This is a genomic window from Azohydromonas australica DSM 1124, assembly GCF_000430725.1.
Lineage (GTDB): Bacteria > Pseudomonadota > Gammaproteobacteria > Burkholderiales > Burkholderiaceae_C > Azohydromonas > Azohydromonas australica.
This window is the reverse complement of the sequence record NZ_KE387203.1, coordinates 60,293-84,935: the sequence shown is the minus strand read 5'-3', so window position 1 is coordinate 84,935 and position 24,643 is coordinate 60,293. Positions and strand designations below refer to the sequence as shown.

Annotated in this window: 18 protein-coding genes; 7 read left to right on the top strand and 11 right to left on the bottom strand. The window is 69.7% G+C overall.

Going from position 1 to position 24,643, the window contains the following annotated elements:
- Window positions 1-14 precede the first annotated feature (14 nt).
- A complete protein-coding gene (gene dnaB / locus H537_RS0119470) occupies window positions 15-1,424 on the top strand; it encodes a replicative DNA helicase (RefSeq protein WP_028999158.1) in 1,410 nt (469 codons plus the stop codon).
- Between the two features lie 86 nt (window positions 1,425-1,510).
- Window positions 1,511-2,695: a PA0069 family radical SAM protein gene (locus H537_RS44300; RefSeq protein ID WP_238446738.1), complete on the top strand. Its 1,185-nt coding sequence runs from the start codon at window positions 1,511-1,513 to the stop codon at window positions 2,693-2,695.
- A gap of 18 nt (window positions 2,696-2,713) precedes the next feature.
- Here H537_RS44300 and H537_RS0119460 read toward each other — a convergent pair whose 3' ends face one another.
- Complete coding sequence (locus H537_RS0119460; RefSeq protein ID WP_169517055.1) at window positions 2,714-4,402, bottom strand: phosphoethanolamine transferase; 1,689 nt, start codon at window positions 4,400-4,402, stop codon at window positions 2,714-2,716.
- Between the two features lie 192 nt (window positions 4,403-4,594).
- On the opposite strand from H537_RS0119460, the gene H537_RS0119455 reads away from it, so the two are divergent.
- Window positions 4,595-6,535, top strand: coding sequence for an LTA synthase family protein (locus H537_RS0119455; protein ID WP_051243001.1), 1,941 nt, complete (start codon window positions 4,595-4,597; stop codon window positions 6,533-6,535).
- Window positions 6,536-6,686: 151 nt separating this feature from the next.
- Here the strand turns inward: H537_RS0119455 and dnaJ are convergent, their stop codons facing one another.
- The 6 genes from dnaJ to H537_RS0119425 all read right to left on the bottom strand — a co-directional run bounded on the left by dnaJ (window position 6,687) and on the right by H537_RS0119425 (window position 13,312).
- Window positions 6,687-7,838: a molecular chaperone DnaJ gene (dnaJ, locus tag H537_RS0119450; RefSeq protein ID WP_028999155.1), complete on the bottom strand. Its 1,152-nt coding sequence runs from the start codon at window positions 7,836-7,838 to the stop codon at window positions 6,687-6,689.
- A gap of 102 nt (window positions 7,839-7,940) precedes the next feature.
- Window positions 7,941-9,914 carry a molecular chaperone DnaK gene (gene dnaK, locus H537_RS0119445; protein ID WP_028999154.1) on the bottom strand — a complete coding sequence of 658 codons (1,974 nt, stop codon included), beginning with the start codon at window positions 9,912-9,914 and terminating at the stop codon, window positions 7,941-7,943.
- Between the two features lie 90 nt (window positions 9,915-10,004).
- On the bottom strand, window positions 10,005-10,613 hold the full coding sequence (gene grpE, locus H537_RS0119440; RefSeq protein WP_051243067.1) for a nucleotide exchange factor GrpE: 609 nt from the start codon (window positions 10,611-10,613) through the stop codon (window positions 10,005-10,007).
- Between the two features lie 142 nt (window positions 10,614-10,755).
- Entirely contained in the window at window positions 10,756-11,193 is a 438-nt protein-coding gene (locus H537_RS0119435) for an RNA-binding S4 domain-containing protein (protein WP_028999152.1), read from the bottom strand.
- Entirely contained in the window at window positions 11,190-12,644 is a 1,455-nt protein-coding gene (locus tag H537_RS0119430) for a sensor histidine kinase (protein WP_238446737.1), read from the bottom strand. Before H537_RS0119430 ends, H537_RS0119435 begins: the two co-directional genes overlap by 4 nt.
- Window positions 12,641-13,312 (bottom strand): response regulator transcription factor, encoded by a 672-nt coding sequence (locus H537_RS0119425; protein ID WP_028999150.1) that lies wholly within the window; start codon window positions 13,310-13,312, stop codon window positions 12,641-12,643. Before H537_RS0119425 ends, H537_RS0119430 begins: the two co-directional genes overlap by 4 nt.
- 102 nt (window positions 13,313-13,414) lie before the next feature.
- Here H537_RS0119425 and H537_RS0119420 point away from each other — a divergent pair, with 102 nt between their 5' ends.
- From H537_RS0119420 to H537_RS0119405, 4 genes are all read left to right on the top strand, one after another.
- Complete coding sequence (locus tag H537_RS0119420) at window positions 13,415-14,374, top strand: tripartite tricarboxylate transporter substrate binding protein (RefSeq protein WP_028999149.1); 960 nt, start codon at window positions 13,415-13,417, stop codon at window positions 14,372-14,374.
- The gene (locus H537_RS0119415; RefSeq protein ID WP_028999148.1) at window positions 14,374-14,877 is read left to right on the top strand and encodes a tripartite tricarboxylate transporter TctB family protein; all 504 of its coding nucleotides are present in this window, start codon (window positions 14,374-14,376) and stop codon (window positions 14,875-14,877) included. Before H537_RS0119420 ends, H537_RS0119415 begins: the two co-directional genes overlap by 1 nt.
- Window positions 14,877-16,400, top strand: a complete 1,524-nt coding sequence (locus tag H537_RS44295) for a tripartite tricarboxylate transporter permease (protein WP_051243000.1) — start codon at window positions 14,877-14,879, stop codon at window positions 16,398-16,400. The genes H537_RS0119415 and H537_RS44295 overlap by 1 nt, the downstream gene beginning before the upstream one ends.
- Before the next feature lie 216 nt (window positions 16,401-16,616).
- Window positions 16,617-17,678 (top strand): porin, encoded by a 1,062-nt coding sequence (locus H537_RS0119405; RefSeq protein WP_028999147.1) that lies wholly within the window; start codon window positions 16,617-16,619, stop codon window positions 17,676-17,678.
- 91 nt (window positions 17,679-17,769) lie between these two features.
- Here H537_RS0119405 and hemH read toward each other — a convergent pair whose 3' ends face one another.
- The 4 genes from hemH to dnaG all read right to left on the bottom strand — a co-directional run bounded on the left by hemH (window position 17,770) and on the right by dnaG (window position 24,569).
- Window positions 17,770-18,843 (bottom strand): ferrochelatase, encoded by a 1,074-nt coding sequence (gene hemH / locus H537_RS0119400; RefSeq protein WP_028999146.1) that lies wholly within the window; start codon window positions 18,841-18,843, stop codon window positions 17,770-17,772.
- A 98-nt stretch (window positions 18,844-18,941) separates the two neighbouring features.
- Complete coding sequence (locus tag H537_RS0119395; protein WP_028999145.1) at window positions 18,942-19,907, bottom strand: adenylate/guanylate cyclase domain-containing protein; 966 nt, start codon at window positions 19,905-19,907, stop codon at window positions 18,942-18,944.
- 190 nt (window positions 19,908-20,097) lie between these two features.
- The gene (rpoD, locus tag H537_RS0119390; RefSeq protein WP_028999144.1) at window positions 20,098-22,326 is read right to left on the bottom strand and encodes an RNA polymerase sigma factor RpoD; all 2,229 of its coding nucleotides are present in this window, start codon (window positions 22,324-22,326) and stop codon (window positions 20,098-20,100) included.
- 383 nt (window positions 22,327-22,709) lie between these two features.
- Window positions 22,710-24,569 (bottom strand): DNA primase, encoded by a 1,860-nt coding sequence (gene dnaG / locus H537_RS0119385; protein WP_028999143.1) that lies wholly within the window; start codon window positions 24,567-24,569, stop codon window positions 22,710-22,712.
- Window positions 24,570-24,643: the final 74 nt, after the last annotated feature.

Below are 24,643 nucleotides of genomic sequence, written 5' to 3'. Positions count from 1 at the left end.
CGTATCATCCTTCGATGCCTGCAGTATTCCCCCCCCGTGACGCCAGTTCCGCGCCGCGTGACGACGAGGTCGCCCGCCTGCGCGTGCCCCCTCACTCCATCGAAGCCGAACAGAGCGTTCTCGGCGGTCTGCTGCTGGACAACGGCGCCTGGGACCGCGCCGGCGACACGCTCGCCGAGGGCGACTTCTACCGCTACGAGCACCGGCTGATCTACGGCGCCATCGGCGGGCTCATCAGCGCCAGCAAGCCGGCCGACGTCATCACCGTCTTCGAGCAGCTGCAAAGCCTGGGCAAGGCCGAGGAGTGCGGCGGGCTGGCCTACCTCAACGCCCTGGCGCAGAGCGTGCCCAGCGCGGCCAACCTGCGCCGCTACGCCGAGATCGTTCGCGAGCGCGCCATCCTGCGCAAGCTGATCGAGGCCAGCGACGAGATCGCCACCAACGCCTTCAACCCGCAGGGTCGCGCCGTGTCGCAGATCCTGGACGAGGCCGAGGGCAAGATCTTCAAGATCGGCGAGGAGGGCTCGCGCCAGAAGCAGGGTTTCCAGGGCATGGACCACCTGGTGATGCAGCTCATCGACCGCGTCACCGAGCTGGCCGAGAACGGCGCCGAGGAGGTCACCGGCGTGCGCACCGGCTTCTACGACATGGACCGCATGACGGCGGGCCTGCAGCCGGGCGACCTGATCGTCCTGGCTGCGCGGCCTTCCATGGGCAAGACGGCCTTCGCGCTGAACATCGCCGAGCACGTGGCGGTGCACGAGGGCCTGCCGGTGGTGGTGTTCTCCATGGAAATGGGCGCGGCGCAGCTGGCGCTGCGCATGGTGGGCTCGCTCGGCCGCATCGACCAGCAGCACCTGCGCACCGGCGCGCTGCGTGACGACGAGTGGAGCCGCCTCACCGAGACCGTGGACCGGCTGAGCAAGGCCAGCGTCTTCATCGACGAGACGCCGGCCCTGAACCCCGCCGAGCTGCGCGCGCGCGCCCGGCGCCAGGCGCGCCAGTGCGGACGCCTGGGGCTCATCGTCATCGACTACCTGCAGCTCATGAGCGGCTCCGCCGGCTCGGAGGAGAACCGCGCCACCGTCATCGGCGAGATCTCGCGTGGCCTCAAGGCGCTGGCCAAGGAGCTGCACTGCCCGGTGATCGCGCTGTCGCAGCTCAACCGCTCGGTGGAAACGCGGCCGGACAAGCGGCCGATGATGAGCGACCTGCGGGAGTCGGGCGCCATCGAGCAGGACGCGGACGTGATCATGTTCATCTACCGCGACGAGTACTACAACAAGGAGTCCAAGGAGCCCGGCGTGGCCGAGGTCATCATCGGCAAGCAGCGTAACGGCCCCGTGGGCACCGTGAAGCTGACCTTCCTGAAGCCGCTGACCAAGTTCGACAACCTCGCTCCTGGCAGCGCCGTCGATTACTGAGGCACCCCCTCAAGGCCATGGCGCAAAGACCATGGCCCGCGAAGCGCCCTGTGCAGGCCGGTACGACTACTGTATAAACATACAGTATGGGTACCGCCACTCCTCCCACCGCCGCGCACCTCGCCCCGCTGCAGTTCATGCCCTTCAAGGGCCGCGGAGCGTCAAGCAACATCGCGTCCCGCTTCCAGGGCGTTGCCCGCGAAGGCTGTGACGACGGCTGGGGCACGCTGGCCCAGGCGGCGCTGCAGGAGCGCGCGGCGCCACGCACGCAGATCATCGAGCAGCCCGCGCGAAGCATCCTGTCGGGCAACGACTCGCCCGACATCCCTTTTGACCTTTCCATCAACCCCTACCGGGGCTGCGAGCACGGCTGCATCTACTGCTTCGCGCGGCCCACGCACAGCTACCTGGACCTCTCGCCCGGGCTGGACTTCGAGACACGCATCGTCGCCAAGACCAACGCCGCTCAGAAGCTGCGCGAGGCCTTCGCCAGTCCTGGCTACGAGCCGGCGCTGCTGAGCCTGGGCTCCGCCACCGACGCCTACCAGCCCGCGGAGCGGCAGCTGCGCATCACGCGCAGCCTCATCGAGGTGCTGTCCGAGTACCGCCACGCCTTCAGCATCGTCACCAAGTCCGCCGGCATCGAACGCGACCTGGACCTCATCGCACCCATGGCGGCGCAGAGGCTGGCGGCGGTGTACGTCTCCATCACCACGCTGGACGTGAAGCTCTCTCGGCTGATGGAACCGCGCGCGGCGGCGCCGGCACGGCGCCTGCGCACCATCGAGACGCTGGCGCGCGCCGGGGTGCCGGTGGGCGTGAGCGTCTCGCCGCTGATCCCGCTGATCAACGAGCCGGAGCTGGAGCGCATCCTCGAAGCCGCCCGCGATGCCGGCGCCAGCCGCGCCTTCAGCGTGGCGCTGCGCCTGCCCTGGGAGGTGAATCCGCTGTTCCAGCAATGGCTGCAGCAGCACTTTCCGCAGCGCGCCGCGCATGTGATGGCCCGCATGCGCGAGCTGCGCGGCGGGTGCGAGAACGACGCGCGCTTCGGCCACCGCATGCGCGGGCAGGGCGTGTGGGGCGAGCTGCTGTCTCAGCGCCTGCACAAGGCCTGTGCCCGGCTGGGGCTCAACCGCCAGCCGCTGGAGCTGGATCTGACGCAGTTCCGCCGCCCTGCAGCGGCGCCGTCGCCGGTGCGCCGGGCCGCGCCAGCGGCGGCTGCAGCGGACGGAATGCCGACGGCGCCGGCACTTCAGGGCGAGCTGTTCTGAGCCGGGGCGTGTCCGGGCTCAGGGCGAGCCCGGCTCGGGCGGCTTGCGGCAGGGGGCGAAGAGGTCTTGCTCGGGCTGGTACGCCGCCGTGCGCACCTGCAGCCAGCCCAGCACGCTGTGCGCGAGGTGGTCGTGTGACAGCGGCTGCTGGCGCCGCGCGCGCAGGCACTCGAGGTTCATGCCCGTGGCCCTCGCGGTCGCGGTGGGCCACCAAGTGATCAGCGGCACATGCTTCTGCGCCTTCGGCGCCACGCTGTACGGCATGCCATGCAGGTACAGGTTGTTCTCGCCCAGCGACTCGCCGTGGTCCGACACGTAGAGCAGTCCTGGCGACCAGGCCGGCGCCTTGTGCTGCAGCCAGCCCACCAACGACGTGAGCAACTCGTCGGTGTAGGCGATGGAGTTGTCGTAGGCGTTCACCAGCGCCTGCGCGTCGCAGTGCTGCAGCGCCGTGCTGGTGCACTCCGGCTGGAACGGCTTGAGATTGGCCGGCGAGCGCAGGTGGTAAGCCGGGCCGTGGCTGCCCATCTGGTGCAGCACCAGCACCACGCCGCGTGCGCGTTGTTCCGCGGGCAACTGCGCCAGGCGCTGGTCCAGCCCGTGCAGCAGCGCCATGTCGAAGCACTCGCCATTGGGTTGGCACAGGCCCGGCGGCATGGGTGGTGCGCCGGGCGCGGGGTCGCTGGCCATCGCATGGTGCACGCGGTCGCACAGGCCCTTGCAACCGGACTGGTTGTCCAGCCACAGCACGGCCAGTCCGGCGTGCTGCAGCACGTCCAGCAGGTTCTCCTGGGGTTGCTTTTGCGCCTCGAAACGATCGCGTCCGAGCAGCGAGAACATGCACGGCAGCGAGGCGGCGGTGCTGGTGCCGCAGGACGTGACGTCGCTGAAGCTCACCACCGGGAGCTTCGACAGCCCGGGGTTGGTCGGGCGGCCATAGCCATTGAGCGCGAAATGGTCGGCCCGGGCCGTCTCGCCCACCACCAGCACCAGCAGCGGCGGCACGTCGGGATGGCGCGCGGCGAGGGTGGCGTCGCGGCCCACCGGGGCCGGCGGCGTGCTGGGCTGCGCCTGGTTCGAGCGCGTCGTGGCCCGCGCCAATGAGTACCAGCCGTTGATGGGGCTGATCATGTAGCGCATGGCCGTGTGGTTGCGCATGAGTGAGGAGAGGTCGGCAAAGGTGGCATAGATCAACCCTGCCGCCAGTGCCAGCCCACCCAGCATCAGCCCCACATTGCTTGCCAGCCCGCGCCAGGCGCCCGGGCGGTGCAGCGGGCGCAGCCACAGCCACGCCATGGGCAGCAGCGCCAGGCTGGCCAGGCTGCCCAGCAGCGGCAAGCCCAGCAGGTCGCGAACTTCGCGGCCATCCGTCTGCAGCGCGTTGACCATCATGGTGGGGTCCAGCACCACGCCATAGCTGCCGATGAAATGCGCCGATGCGGCCGTGCACAGCAGCACGAAGCTCAGCAGCGGCTTGACCAGCCGAGGCCAGGCCAGCGGTGCCAGCAGCGCCGCCGTCACGCCGGCAATGCCCAGCCCCATGGACAGCAGCAACACCGGCAAACGTGAGCCCGTGACTTCGGGCAAGGTCATCAGATGCCGCCACAGCGGCCAGTTGCCGGGGCCCGCGCACCACAGTGCACACAACACCACGAGCGCCTGGGGGCTCCACGCGCTGCGCGGCGTGGCGTTCACGGAAAAGAGCATGCGCGACTTCATCGGGGCGCGATTGTCCCGGAGCGGTTCACACGCAACCCTGGGCAAGGTCAATGTCGCTGGCGCAGTGTGTCTCTTAATACCGCCTTCAGTCCTCGCCATTAGGGTCGCGCCCTTTAGAAACAAGGCTCATGGCCGTTCTTGCGTCGTGTCTCGCGTAGCCCTCTGACCCGAAGTTCCCTCATGTCGTTTGCCTCCCAGGTTGCCGGCGCGTGCCGGCAAATTCCTCGTCGCCTGCAATTGCTGCTTCCGCCGCTGCTGGTTTTCCTCCTCTTCAACGCGCTGGTGCGACTGGGGTTGCTGTTCTTCAACGGCCAGTGGTCCTTGCTGCTGCCCTGGCGGCTGCTCCCCATCCTGGGCATCGGCCTGCTGTTCGACCTGGGCGTTGCCACCTTTTTCCTGCCACTGCTGGGCTGGTTGCTGCTGGCTTGGCCGGCGCGTCGCGCCACGGGGCTGCGCTGGGCGCTGTTGGCGCTGCTGCTGCCGCTGTGCGGCGTGATGGTGTTCGTCGGTACCGCGGAATTCACCTTCTGGAACGAGTTCGCCTCGCGCTTCAACTTCATCGCGGTGGACTACCTCGTCTACACCAACGAGGTTCTGGGAAACATACGAGAGTCGTACAACCTGCCTTTGCTGCTCGGTGGCGTGGTGCTCCTCGCACTGGCGGCCTGGGCGTTGCTCGTGTGCCGACTGAACCGCCTGTCGCGGGCCTGGGATGGCAGCGGCACCTCCTGGCGCCAGCGCCTGGCCGCGGCGCTGGTACTGGCCCTTGCGCCGGCACTGGCCTACGTCGTCCTGGACGAGCGCTACAAGGAATTCAGCGCCGATGCGCAGGCCAACGAGCTGGCAGGCAACGGCTACTTCGACTTCTGGCATGCCTTCTGGCACAACGAGATCGACTACGCGCGCTTCTACAGCATGCTGCCGGCGGGCGATGCGGCGTCCGAGCTGGCGCTGGAGCTGGGCAGCCCGGAGGCGGCGCATCCCTTTGATCGGGAAGTGGTCCACGAAGGGCCGGAGAAGCGCCTCAACGTGGTGCTGGTGTCGGTGGAAAGCCTCTCGGCCAGCTTCCTGGGCAGCTTCGGCAACCAGGAAGGCCTCACGCCCAACCTCGACCGCCTGGCCCGCGAAGGGCTGCTGTTCACGCGGCTCTACGCCACCGGCACGCGCACCGTGCGCGGGCTGGAGGCACTGTCGCTGAGCGTGCCGCCCACGCCCGGCCACTCCATCGTCAAGCGGCCGGACAACGCCAACCTCTTCACCGTGGGCGAGGTGTTCAAGACCAAGGGCTACGAGCCGCTCTACATCTATGGCGGCTACGGCTACTTCGACAACATGAACGCCTTCTTCGGCGGCAACGGCTACACCGTGGTCGACCGCACCGCGCTCAAGGCCGCGGACATCCACTTCGAGAACATCTGGGGCGTGGCCGACGAGGACCTCTTCACCCTCGCGCTGCGCGAGCTCGACCAGCGCGCGGCGGCGAAGCAGCCCTTCTTCGCGCACGTGATGACGACCTCGAACCACCGTCCCTTCACGTACCCGGAGGGGCGCATCGACATCCCGTCCAAGACCGGGCGCGAAGGCGGCGTGAAGTACACCGACTGGGCCATCGGCGACTTCATCGATCGGGCGAAGAAGAAGCCCTGGTTCGATGACACGGTGTTCGTGATCGTGGCGGACCACACCCACAACGGCCGCGGGCGCCAGGAGCTGCCGCCGGAGAACTACCACATCCCCATGGTGATCTATGCGCCCAAGCACGTTGCGCCGGGCCGCGTGGAGAGCATCGCCTCGCAGATCGACGTCGCGCCCACGCTGCTGGGGCTGCTGAACTTCAGCTACCACAGCCGCTTTTTCGGCCAGGACATCCTGCGCGAGGGGCGCACGCACCAGCGCGCGCTGCTGGCCAACTACCAGACCGTGGGCTACTACGAGCAGGGCCGCGTGGTGGAGCTCAAGCCCGGTGGGCGCTCACGCGTGGTCGATGCCGACACCGGCCGCGAGTTGGCCGACGACGCGCTGGGCCACCGCCTGCGCGACGAGGCCATCGCCTACTACCAGGTCGCGTCCGACGCCTACAAGAAGGGCCTGCTGCGCATCGCGGCGGCGCCGCTTCACTGAGCGCCGGGCATTTCCGACGGGCCGGTGCACGGCCCCATCCATGCAAAAAAGCCCCGCGGCCGTGACAGCCGCGGGGCTTTTCGCTTCTGGTGAGCGTCACCCGGCAATCCGGGCCCGCTGTGCTTCATCGAGCCCGGAATGCCCGGGCGGCCTACTTGAACAGGTCCTTGATGCGGTCGGTGAAGCTCTTCGCGTTGGGCGAATGCCGGTCGCCGGACTTGCGGAAGGACTCGTCGAGCTCCTTGAGCAGCTTGCGCTGGTGCTCGGTGAGCTTCACGGGCGTCTCCACCGCGACGTGGCAGTAGAGGTCGCCGGGGTAGCTCGACCGCAGCCCCTTGATGCCCTTGCCGCGCAGGCGGAACGTCTTGCCGTGCTGCGTGCCCTCGGGCAGCTCGATCTCGGCCTTGCCGCCCAGGGTGGGCACTTCCACCGCGCCGCCCAGGGCGGCGTGGGTCATGCTCACCGGGATGGTGCAATGCAGGTCGTCGCCGTCGCGCTCGAAGATCTCGTGCTGCTTGATGCGGATCTCGATGTACAGGTCCCCCGGCGGGCCGCCGTTGGTGCCGGGCTCGCCGTTGCCGGCGGAGCGGATGCGCATGCCCTCGTTGATGCCGGCGGGGATCTTCACCTCCAGCGTCTTCTGCTTGCGCAGCTTGCCCGCGCCGGAGCAGGTGGGGCAGGGCTCGGGAATGATGCGTCCGCTGCCGTGGCAGTGCGGGCAGGTCTGCTGGATGCTGAAGAAGCCCTGGCGCAGGTGCACCGTGCCCGAGCCACCGCAGGACGGGCAGGCCTTGGGGCTGGTGCCGGGCTTGGCGCCGCTTCCGTGGCAGGTCTCGCAGCTCTCCCAGCTCGGGATGCGGATCTGCGTTTCCTTGCCGTTGGCCGCTTCCTCCAGCGTGATCTCCATCGTGTAGCTGAGATCGCCGCCACGGTAGACCTGCTGTCCGCCGGGGCCGCGGCGTCCGCCGGCACCACCGCCCTGGCCGAAGAGGTCGCCGAAGATGTCGCCGAAAGCCTCCGCGAAGCCGCCGAAGCCCTCAGGGCCCGGGCCGCGGCCCGCACCCATGTTCGGGTCCACGCCCGCATGGCCGTACTGGTCGTAGGCGGCCCGCTTCTGCGGCTCGGAGAGCATCTCGTAGGCCTCCTTGGCCTCCTTGAACTTCTCCTCGGCCTTCTTGGCATCGTCACCCTGATTGCGGTCAGGGTGGTATTTCATGGCCAGCTTGCGGTAGGCCTTCTTGATGTCCTCCTCGCTGGCATTTTTCGCCAGTCCGAGGACCTCGTAGTAATCACGCTTTGCCATGGCAATTGCTGCGTCGATGCAAAAAGCCCCCGTGTGCGCTCGGAGCCCACACGGGGGTGTTTTTCTGGAAGTTAGAAGTCAGCGGCGGGGCTCAGAGGCGCGTCACTTCTTGTCCTTGACTTCCTTGAACTCGGCGTCCACGACGTTGTCGTCGGCAGGACGCGAGCCCGAGGCGGCGGAAGCCTGTTGCTGCTGCGGTGCCTCGCCGCCCGGGGCGGCACCACCGGCGGCACCGGCGGCACCGGCCGCGGCCTGGGCATCGGCGTAGACCTTCTCGCCGAGCTTCTGGCTGGCAGCCATCAGGGCCTCGGTCTTGGCCTCGATGGCGTCCTTGTCGTCGCCCTTGAGCGCTTCCTCGGTGTCCTTCAGCGCGGCCTCGATCTTCTCCTTCTCGCCGGCATCGAGCTTGTCGCCATGCTCGCCCAGGCTCTTGCGCACCGAGTGCACCAGGGCGTCGGCCTGGTTGCGGGCCTGCACCAGCTCCAGCTTGCGCTTGTCGTCGGCCGCGTTCATCTCGGCGTCCTTCACCATCTTCTCGATCTCGGCCTCGGACAGGCCCGAGTTCGCCTTGATGGTGATCTTGTTCTCCTTGCCCGTGCCCTTGTCCTTGGCCGAGACGTGCAGGATGCCGTTGGCGTCGATGTCGAAGGTCACCTCGATCTGCGGCACGCCGCGCGGCGCCGGCGGGATGCCTTCGAGGTTGAACTCGCCCAGGCTCTTGTTGCCCGTGGCCATCTCGCGCTCGCCCTGGTAGACCTTGATCGTCACGGCCGGCTGGTGGTCGTCGGCGGTGGAGAAGGTCTGCGCGAACTTGGTCGGGATGGTCGTGTTCTTCTTGATCATCTTCGTCATCACGCCGCCCAGGGTCTCGATGCCCAGGCTCAGCGGGGTAACGTCCAGCAGCAGCACGTCCTTGCGCTCGCCGCCCAGCACCTGGCCCTGGATGGCGGCGCCGACGGCCACGGCCTCGTCAGGGTTGACGTCCTTGCGCGGGTCCTTGCCGAAGAACTCCTTGACCTTCTCCTGCACCTTGGGCATGCGGCTCATGCCGCCGACCAGGATCACGTCGTCGATGTCGCTGACCTTGACGCCCGCGTCCTTGATGGCGACGCGGCAGGGCTCGATGGTGCGCTCGATCAGCTCCTCGACCAGCGCTTCGAGCTTGGCCCGCGTGAGCTTGATGTTCAGGTGCTTCGGACCCGAGGCATCGGCCGTGATGTAGGGCAGGTTGATGTCGGTCTGCGTGCTGTTGGACAGCTCGATCTTGGCCTTCTCGGCGGCTTCCTTCAGGCGCTGCAGCGCCAGCACGTCCTTGGTCAGATCGACGCCTTGCTCCTTGCGGAACTCGGTGACGATGTAGTCGATGATGCGCTGGTCGAAGTCCTCGCCGCCCAGGAAGGTGTCGCCGTTGGTGGAGAGCACCTCGAACTGCTTCTCGCCGTCCACGTCGGCGATCTCGATGATCGAGATGTCGAAGGTGCCGCCGCCGAGGTCGAACACGGCGATCTTGCGGTCACCCTTGCCGTGCTTGTCCAGGCCGAAGGCCAGGGCGGCGGCGGTGGGCTCGTTGATGATGCGCTTGACGTCCAGGCCCGCGATGCGGCCGGCGTCCTTGGTGGCCTGGCGCTGGCTGTCGTTGAAGTAGGCGGGCACCGTGATCACGGCTTCCGTCACTTCCTCGCCGAGGTAGTCCTCGGCCGTCTTCTTCATCTTGCGCAGCACTTCGGCGCTGACCTGGGGCGGCGCGAGCTTCTTGCCGCGCTCTTCCACCCAGGCGTCGCCGTTGTCGGCGGCCACGATCTTGAAGGGCATCAGGTCGATGTCCTTCTGCACTTCCTTCTCGGTGAACTTGCGGCCGATCAGGCGCTTGACGGCGTAGAAGGTGTGCTTGGGGTTGGTGACGGCCTGGCGCTTGGCGGAAGCGCCGACCAGGATCTCGCCGTCTTCCTGGTACGCAACGATGGAGGGCGTGGTGCGCGCGCCTTCGCTGTTCTCGATGACGCGGGTGGTGTTGCCTTCCATCACGGCCACGCACGAGTTCGTGGTGCCGAGGTCGATGCCGATAATCTTGCCCATGTTTTGCTCCTGGTATCTCAGGGATGTCTGGTTGTTCTGGGAAGTGCGGCCGGGCGGGGTACTTTCAAGACCGCGCAACCGCCTTGGTCTTTACTTGGGAGCGGCCACCGTGACCAGCGCCGGACGCAGCACGCGCTCGGCGATCAGGTAGCCCTTCTGCAGCACGCTGACGACCGTGTTGGCTTCCTGGTCGGCCGGCACCATGCTGATGGCCTGGTGCTGGTGCGGGTCGAAGCGCGTGCCCGCGGGCGGGGCCACTTCCACCACCTTGTTGCGCTCCAGTGCCTGGCTGAGCTGGCGCAGCGTGGCCTGCACGCCTTCGAGCACCTGAGCGGTGTTGGCGCCGGGGGTGGCGATGGCCGCTTCCAGGCTGTCCTTGACGGGCAGCAGGCTCTCGGCAAAGGCCTCGACGGCGAACTTGCGCGCCTTGGACACTTCTTCCTCGCCACGGCGGCGCACGTTCTCGACCTCGGCCTTGGCGCGCAGATAGGCGTCGGACACCTCGGCGTGGCGCGCTTCCAGCTCGCTCAGGCGCTGCTCCAGCGAGGCCGGTGCGGCGTCGGCCGTGCCGTTGGCGGCCGGCGTGGCATTGGCGGCGTAGGCGGCAGTGGCCTCGGCGGCTGCGGCGGCACTGGGCGTATCGGCGGCCGGCGGCACGGCGGCCGCCTCGGGGGACGTGGTGTTGTCGGTGTGGTTCATGGGTGTGGTGAACTCCATCGCCTCGCCAACTGGGGTTGATCCCCAGGGCTTCAAGAGGGTCAATCCAAAAAAAGTTCGGCCGGCCTGGAGGAGGCCAGCCACCGCATGCGTCGCGGGCCACCGTGGGCGGAGTGACATGGCCTCAGTCGCCGAGCTTGGCGCTCCAGCGGTCCCATTCGACACGGGTGTGCTGCTCGCGTTCGAGATCACGCCGGTCGCGCTTGGTAGGCCGCCCGCCGGCAATGGTCTGGGCGGGCTCGATGCCCTGGTGCCGCTGCTCGGCCGCGACGCGGCGTGCTTCCAGGCTCTCGGGGGTTTCGATGTACAGCGCTTGCGCCAGCGGCGCCGGGCCGCGCACTTCGCTCAGGGCCCGCACCTCGATCTCGCGCAGCACGCCCTGCTGGCGCCACGAGACGCGGTCGCCGGCCTTGAGCTCGCGCGAGGCCTTGGCCACCTGGCCGTTGACGCTGATGCGGTTCTTGCCGATTTCCTCGGCGGCCAGCCCGCGGGTCTTGAAGAAGCGGGCCGCCCACAGCCACTTGTCCAGCCGTACGCGTTCTTGGAGGGGCAGTTCGATCATGGGGCGGGATTGTCGGCCAGCGCCAGGCGCACCACGGCGTCCAGGCCTTCGACGCGGTCAGCCGCGCCGCGGTCCAGCAGCTCGATGTGGCCGCCCAGCGACATGACGATTTCGTGGCAAATCGCAAGCCCGAGCCCGGTGCCGCCGGCGCTGGTGGAGGCGGAAAAAGCTTCGAACAGATGCGCGCGCTGTGCCGGTGCGATGCCGGGACCGTCGTCGCGGATGGTGAGCACCGCCTGCCCGTCCGCGTGCTCCAGCCGCACCAGCAGCAGCGTGCGCGTGTGGCGGATGGCGTTGTGCAGCAGGTTGCGCGTGAGCTCGCGCAGCGCCCACTCGTGCGCGCGCACTGGCACCGGCGCGGCGGCCTCGCCCAGGTCCAGCTCGAAGTCCAGCCCGCGCTGCGCGATCAGCGCCGACAGCTCCAGCGCCAGCGCATGCACGATGGCGGCCCAGTTGCTGACCGGCGCGTCGCGCTGCTGGCGCAGCTGTTCCACCTTGGCCAGCGCCAGCATCTGGTTGGCCAGCTGCGTGGCGCGCTCCACCGTGGCGGCGATCTCCTGCAGCGCCTCCCGCGGCGGCACGTCGCCGCGCAGCGCGGACTGCACCTGCACCTTGAGCACCGCCAGCGGCGTGCGCAGCTGGTGCGAGGCGTCGCGCACGAAGCGCTTCTGCTGTGCCGCCGCGTGCTCCAGGCGCGCCATCACGGCGTTGGTGGCGGCGATGAGCGGCTGCAGCTCGCGCGGTGCATCGGGCGCGTGGATGGGCGCGAGCGTGGCCTCGTCGCGCGCCTCCACCTCCTCGCTGAGCCGGCGCACCGGCGCGGTGGCGCGCTGCACCACCCACAGCACCACCAGCACGATCACCGCCACCAGCAGCGCCTGGTGCCACAGCGCCTCCAGCAGGAGCTGGCGCGCCAGCGTGCGGCGCAGCTCCAGCGTCTCGGCCACCTGGATCGTGGCCATGCCCTGGCCGATCTCGGAAGCCACGGGCTGCAGCAGCACCGCCATGCGCACCGGCACGCCCTGGTACTGGCCGTCGTAGAAGTCCACCAGCGCGGCGTAGGGCGGCCGGTCGGGAATGCGGCCCTGCCAGCGCGGCAGGTCCGAGAAGCCCGAGAGCAGCTCGCCGTCGAAGCCCGTGACGCGGTAGTAGAGGCGGCTGCGGTTGTCGACCTCGAAGGCCTCCAGCGCCGCGTAGGGCACGGTGGCGTGCAGCCGCACCCGCTCGCCCTCGCGGACGAGGTAGAGCATCTCGCCGATGGACTTGGCCGAGGCCAGCAGCGTGCGGTCGTACGCCTGGTCGGCCGCCTGCAGCGCCTGGCGGTACAGGCTCCAGCCGTTGAAGCTCACCAGCGCCAGCACCGGCACCAGGATGCCCAGCAGCAGCCGCGCGCGCAGCGACAGCCGCGCCGCGTGCACGTCCGGGCCCGTGTCCGCGCCGCCGCGGCTCACGCCGGCGCCTGCAGCAAATAGCCCAGCCCGCGCAGCGTCACCAGCTGCACGCCGGTGGGCGCGAGCTTCTTGCGCAGCCGGTACGCCACCACCTCGACGGCCTCGATCTGCACCGAGTCGTCGCCCGCGAACACGATCTCGAACAACCGCTCCTTGGCCACTGCGTGCCCGGGCCGGCCCAGCAGCGCGCGCAGCAGCGCGGCCTCGCGCGGGGCCAGCTCCAGCGGCTTGTCGAGGTGGTAGACGGCGCCGCTGGAGGCGTCCACGCGCAGCCCGCACCAGCTCGTGGTATCGGCCGGACCGTTGCCGCCGCGCCGGCGCACGAGGGCACGCAGCCGCGCCTCCAACTCGTCCAGGTCGAAGGGCTTCGGCAAGTAGTCGTCCGCGCCCGTGTTCAGGCCCAGGATGCGGTCGCCCACCGTGCCGCGGGCGGTGAGGATGATCACCGGCGCATCCAGTCCCTCGGCGCGCGCCTGCGCCAGCACCTGCAGCCCGTCCAGCCCGGGCAGGCTCAGGTCCAGCACCACCGCGTCGGGCACGGCCGCGCGCCAGCGGTCCAGCGCCCGCGCGCCGTCGCCGCAGGTGCTGACCTGGAACCCCCGGCGCTCCAGCGCCCGCTGCATGGCGGCCTGCATGGCCGCGTCGTCTTCCACCAGCAGCAACTTCATGCGCTACAGCTCCGTAAATACCCTGACCTGTTTGACAGCCGATCGACAGCGCCGGCTCGAAAAATGCCCCCGACCCCGAGCCAAGACCACGAGGAGACATCCATGCGTCGAGACACCTTCCTGCGTTCGCTGGCCGCACTGGCCGCCGTCGGTGCGCTGCCGCTGTCGGCCCGCGCCGCCACCAACCTCAAGATGATGATCCCCGCCAACCCCGGTGGCGGCTGGGACACCACCGGCCGCGCCCTGGGCAAGGCCTTGATGGAGGCGGGCGTGGCCTCCTCGGTCAACTATGACAACAAGGGTGGCGCCGCCGGCGCCATCGGCCTGGCGCAGTTCGTCAACGCCAGCAAGAACGATCCGAACGCGCTGATGGTGATGGGCGCCGTCATGCTGGGCGGCATCATCACCGGCAAGCCGCCGGTCAACGTGACGCAGGCCACGCCGCTGGCGCGGCTGCTCAGCGAGTCGCAGGTGTTCGTGCTGCCCGCGAATTCTCCCTTCAAGTCCATGAAGGACGTCGTGGAGCAGATGAAGAAGGACCCGGGCAGCGTCAAGTGGGGCGGCGGCTCGCGCGGCTCCACCGAGCACATCGCCGTGGCGATGCTGGCGCGCGAGGCCGGCGTCGATCCGACCAAGATCAACTACGTCGCCTTCCGTGGGGGCGGCGAGGCGGTGGCCGCCATCCTGGGCGGCAACGTCACGGTGGGCGCCAGCGCGCTGACCGAGTTCGGCGAGTACATCAAGGGCGGCAAGATGAAGCCCATCGCCACCACCTCCGAGGCGCGCCTCAAGGGCCTGGACGCCCCGACGCTCAAGGAGCAGGGCTGGAACGTCGTGATCAGCAACTGGCGCGGCGTGTACGGCGCGCCCGGCATCACGGCCGAGCAGCGCAAGGCGCTGATCGACATGGTCACCAAGGCCACCCAGGCGCCGGCCTGGACCCAGGCGGTGCAGCAGAACGGCTGGACGCCGGCGCTGCTCACGGGCGACGCCTTCGGCAAGTTCGTGGACGACGAGTTCGCGAGCCTGCGCGCGATCATGGCCAAGTCCGGGATGGTGTGATGAGCAGCTCCCGATCGGCGCAGATGCTGGTCGGCGCGGCGGCCCTGGGGGCCGCGGCGCTGCTGGCCTGGGGCGCATCCAACATTCCCTCGGAAGCCGGCTACGCCGGCGTGGGGCCCAACTTCCTGCCCTGGCTGGTGACGCTGGCACTGCTGGCGTGCGGCGGCTGGCTGATCTACGAGGCCGCCACGGGCGGCTTCCGCGAGCTTGAAGCGCCCGAGGAGGGCGAGCGCGGCTTCTGGCCGGGCTTCGTGTGGGTGTCGGCCGGGCTGCTGTTGAACGCTGCGCTGATCGAACGGCTGGGCTTCACCCTGAGCTGCGCGCTGTGCTTCATGCTGGCCGTGCGCGGCTTCAAGGCTGCCGAGGGGCGGCGCGACCGCTCGCTGCGGTCCTTCGTCACGGACCTGCTCGTCGGCCTGGCCATCGCCGCGCCGGTGTACTGGATGTTCACGAAAGGCCTGGCGATCAACCTGCCGGGCCTCACCGGCACGGGGTGGCTGTAATGGAAATCTTGAATGCCCTGCTGCAGGGCTTTGCCACGGCCGGCACGCCGGTGAACCTGCTGTGGGCCCTGGTGGGCTGCACCATCGGCACGGCCGTGGGCGTGCTTCCGGGCATCGGCCCGGCCACGGCGGTGGCGATGCTGCTGCCCATCACGCTCCAGGTGGACCCGACGGCGTCGATGATCTTCTTCGCCGGCATCTACTACGGCGCGATGTACGGCGGCTCCACCACGTCCATCCTGCTCAACACGCCGGGCGAGGCGGGCTCCATGGTCACGGCCATGGAAGGCAACAAGATGGCGCGCAACGGCCGCGCCGGTGCGGCGCTGGCCACGGCGGCCATCGGCTCCTTCGTGGCCGGCACCATCGCCACGGTGCTGGTGACCTTCTGCGCCCCGCTGGTGGCCAAGTACGCCGTGCTGCTGGGCCCGCCCGAGTACTTCATGCTGATGGTGCTGGCCTTCTGCACCGTGACCGCGGTGCTGGGCAAGAGCACGGTGCGCGGGCTGACCGCGCTGTTCATCGGCCTGGCCATGGGGCTGGTGGGCATTGACCAGATCACGGGCCAGGCGCGCTACACCGCGGGCATGCCCGAGATGATGGACGGGCTGGAGGTGGTGCTCATCGCCGTGGGCCTGTTCGCCGTGGCCGAGTGCCTGTACGCGGTGCTGTTCGAAGGCAAGACCGACGAGACGCAGAACAAGCTCACCCGGGTGCACATGACCAAGGCCGAGTGGCGCCGCTCGTGGCCCGCCTGGCTGCGCGCGACCTTCATCGGCTTCCCCTTCGGCACCATCCCGGCCGGCGGCAGCGAGATCCCGACCTTCCTGAGCTACGCCGCGGAGAAGAAGCTCTCCAAACACAAGGAGGAGTTCGGCACCACGGGCGCCATCGAGGGCGTCGCGGGGCCCGAGGCGGCCAACAACGCCGCCATCACCGCCACGCTGATCCCGCTGCTGACGCTGGGCATCCCCACCTCCAACACCGCGGCGATCCTGCTGGGCGCGTTCCAGAACTACGGCATCCAGCCCGGGCCGCAGCTCTTCGACAGCAATGCTGCGCTGGTGTGGGCGCTGATCGCCTCGCTGTACATCGGCAACGTGATGCTGCTGATCCTGAACCTGCCGCTGGTGGGCTTCTGGGTGAAGCTGCTCAAGGTGCCCAAGCCCCAGCTGTACGCGGGCATCCTGATCTTCGCCACCGTGGGCGTGTACGGCATGCGCCAGTCGGCGTTCGACCTGGTGCTGCTCTACGCCATCGGCATCCTGGGCGTGGTGATGCGGCGCTTCGACTTCCCGACCGCGCCGGTGGTGGTGGGCATGATCCTGGGCCCGCTGGCCGAGGCGCAGCTGCGCAACGCGCTGTCCATCGGCGAAGGCCACTGGAGCGTGCTGGTGCAGCGCCCGGGCTCGGCCACGCTGCTGGCCCTGGTGGTGGCGGTGCTGGTGCTGCCGCGCTTCCTGGCCTGGCGCCGCCGCATGAAGAGCGGCCCCAAGACGCCCGCGCCGATCCCGCACGGCTGAGGCCGGCGACGCCCGCCGCTACATCAGGCGGCGCCCCGGCCGGCCCCCCACGGGCCGGCCCCTTCATCCGACTCATGCCGCACGCGCAGCCCGCCCCGGGACCGCGTGGCGGCGGAGCCCGTGCCGCCGGTGGCAAGGCCGGCGGCGTGGGACGACACGCCCGGAGCGAGCCGTGCCGCTCTCCGGGACTGCCCATCACCAAGAGGAGATACCCCCATGAAGAAACTCGCCATCGTGCTGGCCGCGCTGCCTGCCGCCGCCGCCGTGCACGCCCAATCCAACGTTCAGCTCTACGGCCTGGTCGATGCCGGCGTGGAGTGGACGAACCACGCCAACGCCGCGGGCGACTCCGTCACGCGCCTGAACTCCGGCGGCATGAACACCTCGCGCTTCGGCCTGCGCGGCTCGGAAGACCTGGGCAGCGGCCTCAAGGCGATCTTCCAGCTCGAAGGCGGCCTCTTCCTGGACAACGGCGCCGTCGACGGCCCGGCGGGCTCCCTGTTCCGCCGCCAGGCCAACGTCGGCCTGGAAGGCGGCTTCGGCCGCCTGGTGGCCGGCCGCTCCTACACCACGGCCTACGACTTCATGCTGCCCTTCGACCCGATGGGCTACGCACCGGCCTACTCCTGGGCCACCGCGGGCAGCGCCACCGCAGGCGCCTACGGCATGGCCACCGCGTTCGACAACCTCCTGAAGTACCAGGGCACCTTCGGCGGCGTGAAGGTCGGCGCCTCCTACGGCTTCGGCGAGCAGCCCGGCAGCACCACCAGCAACTCGCGCTACGCCGTGGGTGCGGGCTATGCCGCCGGCCCGTTCAGCGCCGCGGTGACCTTCGAGCGCGTCAACGACAACCCCGCCACGCCGGCCCGCGAGGAAACCAACACCTACCACGTCGGCGCGGCCTGGCAGGTTTCCAAGGACGTGGCCCTGAAGCTGGGCGCGCGCCACTTCGAGCAGTCCGCTACCGGTGCCGCCGACCTGCGCGCCAACACCTACTGGACGGGCGTGAACTGGCAGGCCACGCCGGCCGTGGGCCTGACCGCCGCGCTGTACTTCCAGGACCAGCGCAACCTGGCCACCGACGGCGACCCGAAGATGCTGGTGCTGCGTGCCAAGTACGCGCTGTCCAAGCGCACCGACCTCTACGCCGTGACGGCCCATGCCCGCGCCAAGAACGACCGGCCGGTGAACCTGATGCGCGACAACAGCCCGCAAGGCGTGACGGGCTTCTCCGACTCGCAGACCGGCGTGATGGTCGGCGTGCAGCACCGCTTCTGATCCGATTTGCTGCGCTGCCACGGTCCGGTTCCAGGTCGGGCCGTGTGCCTTCAGCCGCCGCGGGGCGCTTGCCGCGGCGGCTTTTTTGCTTTCAGGCCGTCGCGCCCAGCGCCAGCGCACGCTCGCGCTGCAGCGTGCGCTCGGCCGCGGGCGCGTCCTCCAGCGGCCAGCCCTGCAGGTGGCGCTGCGCCAGGGCGGCCAGGGCGTCGAGCCAGGCCGGGGCGTCGTTGAGGCAGGGGATGTAGTGGTAGGCCTTGCCGCCGGCACCCAGGAAGGCGGTGCGCACCTCCATGTTGATCTCCTCCAGCGTCTCCAGGCAGTCGGCCGGGAAGCCGGGGCACATCACGTCCACGCGCTGCTGCCCGGCGCGCGCCAGCGCCACCAGCGTGGGCTCGGTGTAGGGCTGCAGCCACTCGGCCTTGCCGAAGCGGCTCTGGAAGGTCACCAGCCACTCGTCCTTGCCCAGCCCCAGGCGCTCGGCCAGCAGCCGCGCCGTCTTGTGGCACTCGCAGTGGTAGGGGTCGCCCAGCTCCAGCGTGCGCTTCGGGACGCCGTGGAAGCTCATCACCAGCTTGGTGCCCCGGCCGTGCTGCTGCCAGTGCGCGCGCACCTGCGCCGCCAGCGCGCCGATGTAGCCCGCGTCGTCCGGGTAGTGGTTGACGAAGCGGACCTCGGGCTGGCGCCGCTGCGCGGCCAGCCAGCGGCCCACGGCGTCGTTGGCGGTGGCGGTGGTGGAGGAGGCGTACTGCGGGTACAGCGGCAGCACCAGCACGCGCGTGGCGCCGGCGGCGGCCAGCTCGTCGAGCACCTGCGGGATGGCGGGGCTGCCGTAGCGCATGGCGTGGCGCACCAGCACCGAGGCGGGCAGGCGCTGCTGCAGGCCCTCGGCCTGGCGCCGCGTCCACACCGCCAGCGGCGAGCCCTCGGCCGTCCAGATGCTGGCGTACTTGGCCGCGGACTTGGCGGGGCGCACGCGCAGGATCACGCCGTGCAGGATCGGCAGCCAGGCTGCGCGCGGGATTTCGACCACGCGCGGGTCGCCCAGGAACTCGGCCAAGTAGCGGCGCAGGGCCGGGGCAGTGGGGGCGTCGGGCGTGCCCAGGTTGACCAGCAGCACCGCGGTGCGCTCGGCCGTGCCGTGGCGGTGGGAGGCAGGAGATGTCATGCCCAAATTGTCCCCGATGCCCCGGCGCGGCACGGGCGGCCGGGAAGGGCGGATGGCGCAAGACGGGACGGGTTGGCCGCGAAGCGCGGCGCGCGGGCTCAGCGGGCGCCGGCGGCGTGGAGGATGTCCTCGCCCAGGCGCAGCACCTCGAAGTGCAGCACCGGGGCGCTGGCGTCGCCGCCCGGCGGCACGCCCAGGCCGATCTCGCCGCTGCCGTGCAGCGTGCAGCTGCCGCGGCGCAGGCTCAGCACGGCGCGGTCGTGGGCGAAGCGCACGTAGCTGCCGTTGAAGCTGAGGTCGGTGAACTGGAAGGCGCCGCCGTGCCAGTCGATGCGCGCGTGCGAGCGCGAGACGCGGGAGTCGTCGATGCAGCAGCCGGCCTGCGGGCTGCGGCCCAGCACCAGCGGCAGCTGGGCGGTGGCGAAGATGCGCTCCTGGCCGCGCCACTTCAGGCGCAGCGCCTCGGGCTCGCCGGGCAGGGGCAGGGCGTCGCCGAACTGCGTGGCCGCGCCGTCCGTCACCGCCTGGCGGCTCTGCAGCAGGTGCACCTGCACCGGCTCGGCACGGCCGCGCAGCTGCAGCCGGTCCAGCGCGCGGAAGCGCACCTGCTGCGAGGGCTGCAGCCCGGCGAGCACGTCCACCGTCACCAGCGTCTCGTTGTCGCCCGCGTGGTCCAGCAGCCGCGCCGCGACGTTGACGGCGTCGCCGAAGCAGTCGCTCTCGATCTCCACCACCTCGCCGCGCGCCATCGCCACCTGCAGCTTGAGCGCGCCGGCGGCCACGCTCGCGGCGGTGGCCGCGCCGCTGCCGCGCGGCGGGCGCTGCAGCGCCAGGTGCATGGCGTCGGCCGCGGCGACGGCGCGGGTGGCGTCCTCGAACACCGCCATCAAGCCGTCGCCCAGCGTCTTGACCACGTGCCCGCCGCCGCGCTCCACGCACTCGCCGATCAGGCCCACGGCGCCCGTGACGAGCGTGCTGGCGGCCGCATTGCCCAGGCGCTCGAACAGCCCGGTGGAACCGCGCAGATCGGCAAACAGGACGGTGCGTTCAAGGATTCGAGGCATGGGCCCTGGCAGTTTAGCTGCCCCCTTGCGTGACTCAGTGCACAAAAACGACAGCCCCGGAAGCGCCGGGGCCGTCAACAGCCGCCGCGGATTGCCGAAGACGGGGCCGCCTTCGGGCGCCTTTCACAGGCCTGACAAAAGGGCCAAAAAAAAGCCACCCTCGGGTGGCCTTCTTCTCGTCACCGGTCGATCAGAGGTTGTCGAGGTAGGTGCGCAGCTTGTCCGAACGCGTCGGGTGCTTGAGCTTGCGGATGGCCTTGGCCTCGATCTGGCGGATGCGCTCGCGGGTGACGTCGAACTGCTTGCCGACTTCCTCCAGCGTGTGGTCCGACTGCATCTCGATGCCGAAGCGCATGCGCAGCACCTTCGCTTCGCGCGGGGTGAGGCTGTCGAGGATGTCCTTGACCACGTCGCGCAGGCCGGCCTGCATGGCCGCCTCGATCGGCGCGGTGTTGTTGGTGTCCTCGATGAAGTCGCCCAGGTGGGAGTCGTCGTCGTCGCCGATCGGCGTCTCCATGGAGATCGGCTCCTTGGCGATCTTCATGATCTTGCGGATCTTGTCCTCGGGGATCTCCATCTTCTCGGCCAGCGTCGGCGCGTCCGGCTCGAAGCCGAACTCCTGCAGGTGCTGGCGCGAGATGCGGTTCATCTTGTTGATGGTCTCGATCATGTGCACCGGGATGCGGATGGTGCGCGCCTGGTCGGCGATCGAGCGCGTGATGGCCTGGCGGATCCACCACGTGGCGTAGGTCGAGAACTTGTAGCCGCGGCGGTATTCGAACTTGTCCACCGCCTTCATCAGGCCGATGTTGCCTTCCTGGATCAGGTCCAGGAACTGCAGGCCGCGGTTGGTGTACTTCTTGGCGATGGAGATCACCAGGCGCAGGTTGGCCTCGATCATCTCCTTCTTGGCGTCGCGAGAGCTCTTCTCGCCCTCGTTCATCTTCTTGTTGATCGCCTTGAGGTCTTCCAGCGGCACCACGGCGCGGTTCTGCACGTCCACGAGCTTCTGCTGCAGCTCCTGCACCGCGGGCAGGTTGCGGCCCAGCACGGCGCTGTAGCCCTTGCCCGCGGCCACCTCGTCCTCGGCCCACTTCAGGTCCAGGGCGCGCGGCGGGAAGGTCTTGATGAAGTGCTCCTGCGGCATGCCGCACTTGTCCACCACGATGCGGCGCAGCTCGCGCTCGTAGCGGCGCACGTCGTCGACCTGCGAGCGCAGCATGTCGCACAGCTTCTCGATGGTCTTGACGGTGAAGCGGATCGTCATCAGCTCGGCGCTGATGGCCGCCTGCGCCTTGACGTAGGCGGGCGTCTTGTAGCCCTTGGCGCCTTCCTTCTCGCAGACCTTGCGCAGCGCCTCGAAGTCGCCGCGGATCTTGCCGAACTTCTCCAGCGCCGCGCGCTTGAGCTCTTCGAGCTTCTTGGTCAGTGCCTTGGAGCCGCCCTGGCCGTCGTCGTCGTCCTCTTCGTCAAACTCGTCGAAGTCTTCCTCGGCGACGTAGTCGTCAGCCTCGTCCTCGGCCACGAAGCCGTCCACCACCTCGGAGATCGTCATCTCGCCGGCGCCGATCTTGTCGGCCATGGTGAGGATCTCGGCGATCGTCGTGGGCGACTCCGAGATGGCCAGCATCATGTCCTGCAGGCCCTTCTCGATGCGCTTGGCGATCTCGATCTCGCCCTCGCGCGTGAGCAGCTCCACCGTGCCCATCTCGCGCATGTACATGCGCACCGGGTCGGTGGTGCGGCCGAACTCGGAGTCCACCGTGGACAGCGCCGCCTCGGCAGCCTCCTCGGCCTCCTCCTCGGTGGCGGTGGTGGTGGCACCGCCGGCGATCAGCAGCGTGGCGGCATCGGGCGCCTGCTCGTACACGGCGATGCCCATGTCGTTGAGCATCGAGACGATGGCTTCCAGGATCTCCGCCTCCACCAGCTTCTCGGGCAGGTGGTCGTTGATCTCCTGGTGCGTTAGGAAGCCGCGCGTCTTGCCCATCTTGATGAGCGTCTTGAGCTCCTGGCGGCGCTTGGCGACTTCCTCTTCGGTCAGCGCGGTCTCGTCCAGCCCGAACTCGCGCATCAGCGCGCGCTCCTTGGCGCGGCTGACCTTCATGCGCAGCGGCTTGGCCTTGGGCTTGTCGGCGGCAACGGGATCGTCGGCAACGGCTTCGACGGCGGTGTCGGCCTCGGCAACCTCGCCCTCGACCTCACCTTCGAGCTCGGCCTCGATGTCGCTGAAATCTTCCTCGGCCTCTTCCTTCTCGGCGCCCTTGGGCTTGCGACCGCGCTTGGCCTTGTCCTCGGCAGCAGGCGCGGCAGCCTTGGCCGCCGCCTTCTTCTTGGCAGCAGGCTTGGTGGCCTTGGCGGCAGGCTTCTTGTCCTCTTCCAGGTCGTCTTGGACAGGCGCGGTCTTCTTGGCGGTCATGCAATTCCTCGGATGGTGAAAGCGTCAAACGTCCGGCCTTCACAGGGCGAGCACATGGCGTGCGCGTACCGCCAATGGGCATGCGCCGACGCATGGCCGGTTTCGCGGTCTGTGAAAGGCTCGGGCGGGCAAGCTCGCGTGGACTTCGGGAATAGCGCAGCCCTGGGCGGAGATATGGCCTGTTCTATGACCCCGTGTCGCGGGTGGCCGGATCCGGTATCCAATGACGCTGCTGTCACTCTTGCCGCTGATAACGAACCCTCAATTATCCCCCATATGGGGGCGAAGGTCAAAAGTCAAGGCTTTGTCAAGCCCGAAAAAGTGTCAGCCCGCTGCCCGAACGCGGGACTGCGCAAGGGTTCACGCAGCGTCCCGCGCGCCCCTCAGCCCGCCGCCATCACGCGCTTGCGCAGCTCCTGGCTCAGCGCCGTGAGCTCGCGGATGCGGCCCATGTGCTGCTCGCGTTCGGCCGCATCGGCCGGCAGGTTCTCCGCCAGCGCTTCGAGCTCGGCCTGCACGTCCTTCAGGTGGAGCGCATCCACCAGGCGTTCAAGGTCCGCCGGCGTTTCCTCGCCGGGCTCCTCGCCCGGCAGCGCGTTGCGCACTTCCTCGATCAGCGGATCCTGCTCCAGCGCCAGGCGCAGCGCCGCCCAGGGCTGGGGCCCGTGCTCGTGCAGCTCGCGCTCCAGCCAGGCCACCAGCGCGCCATGCGGCGCGGGCAGGGCGTGCAGCAGGTCGTGCGCCTGCGGCGAGAGCTGGTCCCACCAGTCGGCATGCGCCAGCAGCAGCTGCAGCACCCGGTCCTCGCGCTGCCGGGGCGCGACCCGGCCGCCGCTGCGGCGCGCCGGCCCGCGCGGGCGGTTGAACCCCGGCGCGGGCAGGTCCACGCCCGGCGGCGCCGCAGCCGGGGCCTCGCGCCGCGGCGCGGGGCGGGCGGCCGGATGCGCCTGCCACAGCGCCGTCAGCTCCTCCAGCGGCAGCGCGCCACGGCGCGCCAGCTCGGCCAGCAGCTGCAGCCGCAGTGCGCCTTCGGGCAGCGCGCTCCACAGCGGCTTGGCCTGCGCCAGCATGCGCGCGCGCCCTTCGACGCTGCCGAGGTCGCACTCCTGCGCCGCCAGCTCCAGCAGCTGCTGCGACAGCGGCACCGCCTGCGCCACGGCCTGCTCGAAGGCCTCGCGGCCGTGCTCACGCACGAAGGAGTCCGGGTCGTGCTCCGGCGGCAGGAACAGGAAGCGAAAGGAGCGCGTGTCGGTGGCGTGCGGCAGCGCCGCCTCCAGCGCGCGCGCCGCGGCGCGGCGCCCGGCGGCGTCGCCGTCGAAGGCGAACACCACCTGCTCCGTGAAGCGCAGCAGCTTGGCCACGTGCTCCGGCGTGCAGGCCGTGCCCAGCGTGGCCACCGCGTGCGGCAGCCCCAGCTGTGCCAGCGCCACCACGTCCATGTAGCCCTCGGTCACCAGCGCGTAGCCGCTGTCGCGCAGCGCGCCGCGGGCCTCGAACAGGCCGTAGAGCTCGCGGCCCTTGACGAAGAGCGGCGTCTCCGGCGAGTTCAGGTACTTGGGCTCGCCCTTGTCGAGCACGCGCGCGCCGAAGGCGATGACCTCGCCCTTGACGCTGCGGATGGGGAACATGACGCGGTCGCGGAAGCGGTCGTAGCGCTTCTGCTCCGGGCCTTCCTCGCCCTGCACGATCACCAGCCCGGCCTCCACCAGCAGCGGGTCGTCGTAGCGTGGGAAGACGCTGGCCAGGCCGCGCCAGCCGTCGGGCGCGTAGCCCAGCGCGAAGCGCGCGGCGACCTCGCCCGAGAGCCCGCGGCCCTTGAGGTAGTCGATGGCGCGCGGGCTGGCCTTGAGCTGCTTGCGGTAGTGCGCCGCGGCGCGCGCGAGCACGTCGGCCAGCGTGGCCTGGTGCTCGCGCTGCTGCGCGGCGAGCTCCTTGCGGCGCGGGTCGGTCTCGTCCTCCGGCACCGTCAGGCCCACCTGCTGCGCCAGGTCCTTGACGGCCTCGACGAAGCCGAGCCCATGCTGCTCGGTGAGAAAGCGGATGGCGTCGCCGTTCGCCCCGCAGCCGAAGCAGTGATAGAACTGCTTGCTCGGGCTGACGGTGAAGCTGGGGCTCTTCTCGCCGTGGAAGGGACACAAACCGACGTAGTTGGCCCCCGTCTTCCTGAGCTGGACCTGGCGCCCGATGAGCTCCACGAGGTCCACGCGCGACAGCAATTCCTGAACGAAGCCGGGTGGGATCATCCGGCGAGTCTAGCCAAGCCCCGCGGCCTGCCGCCGCGATGGTCTCGCCCGCGCCGCGCGGGCTGCCCGCATAT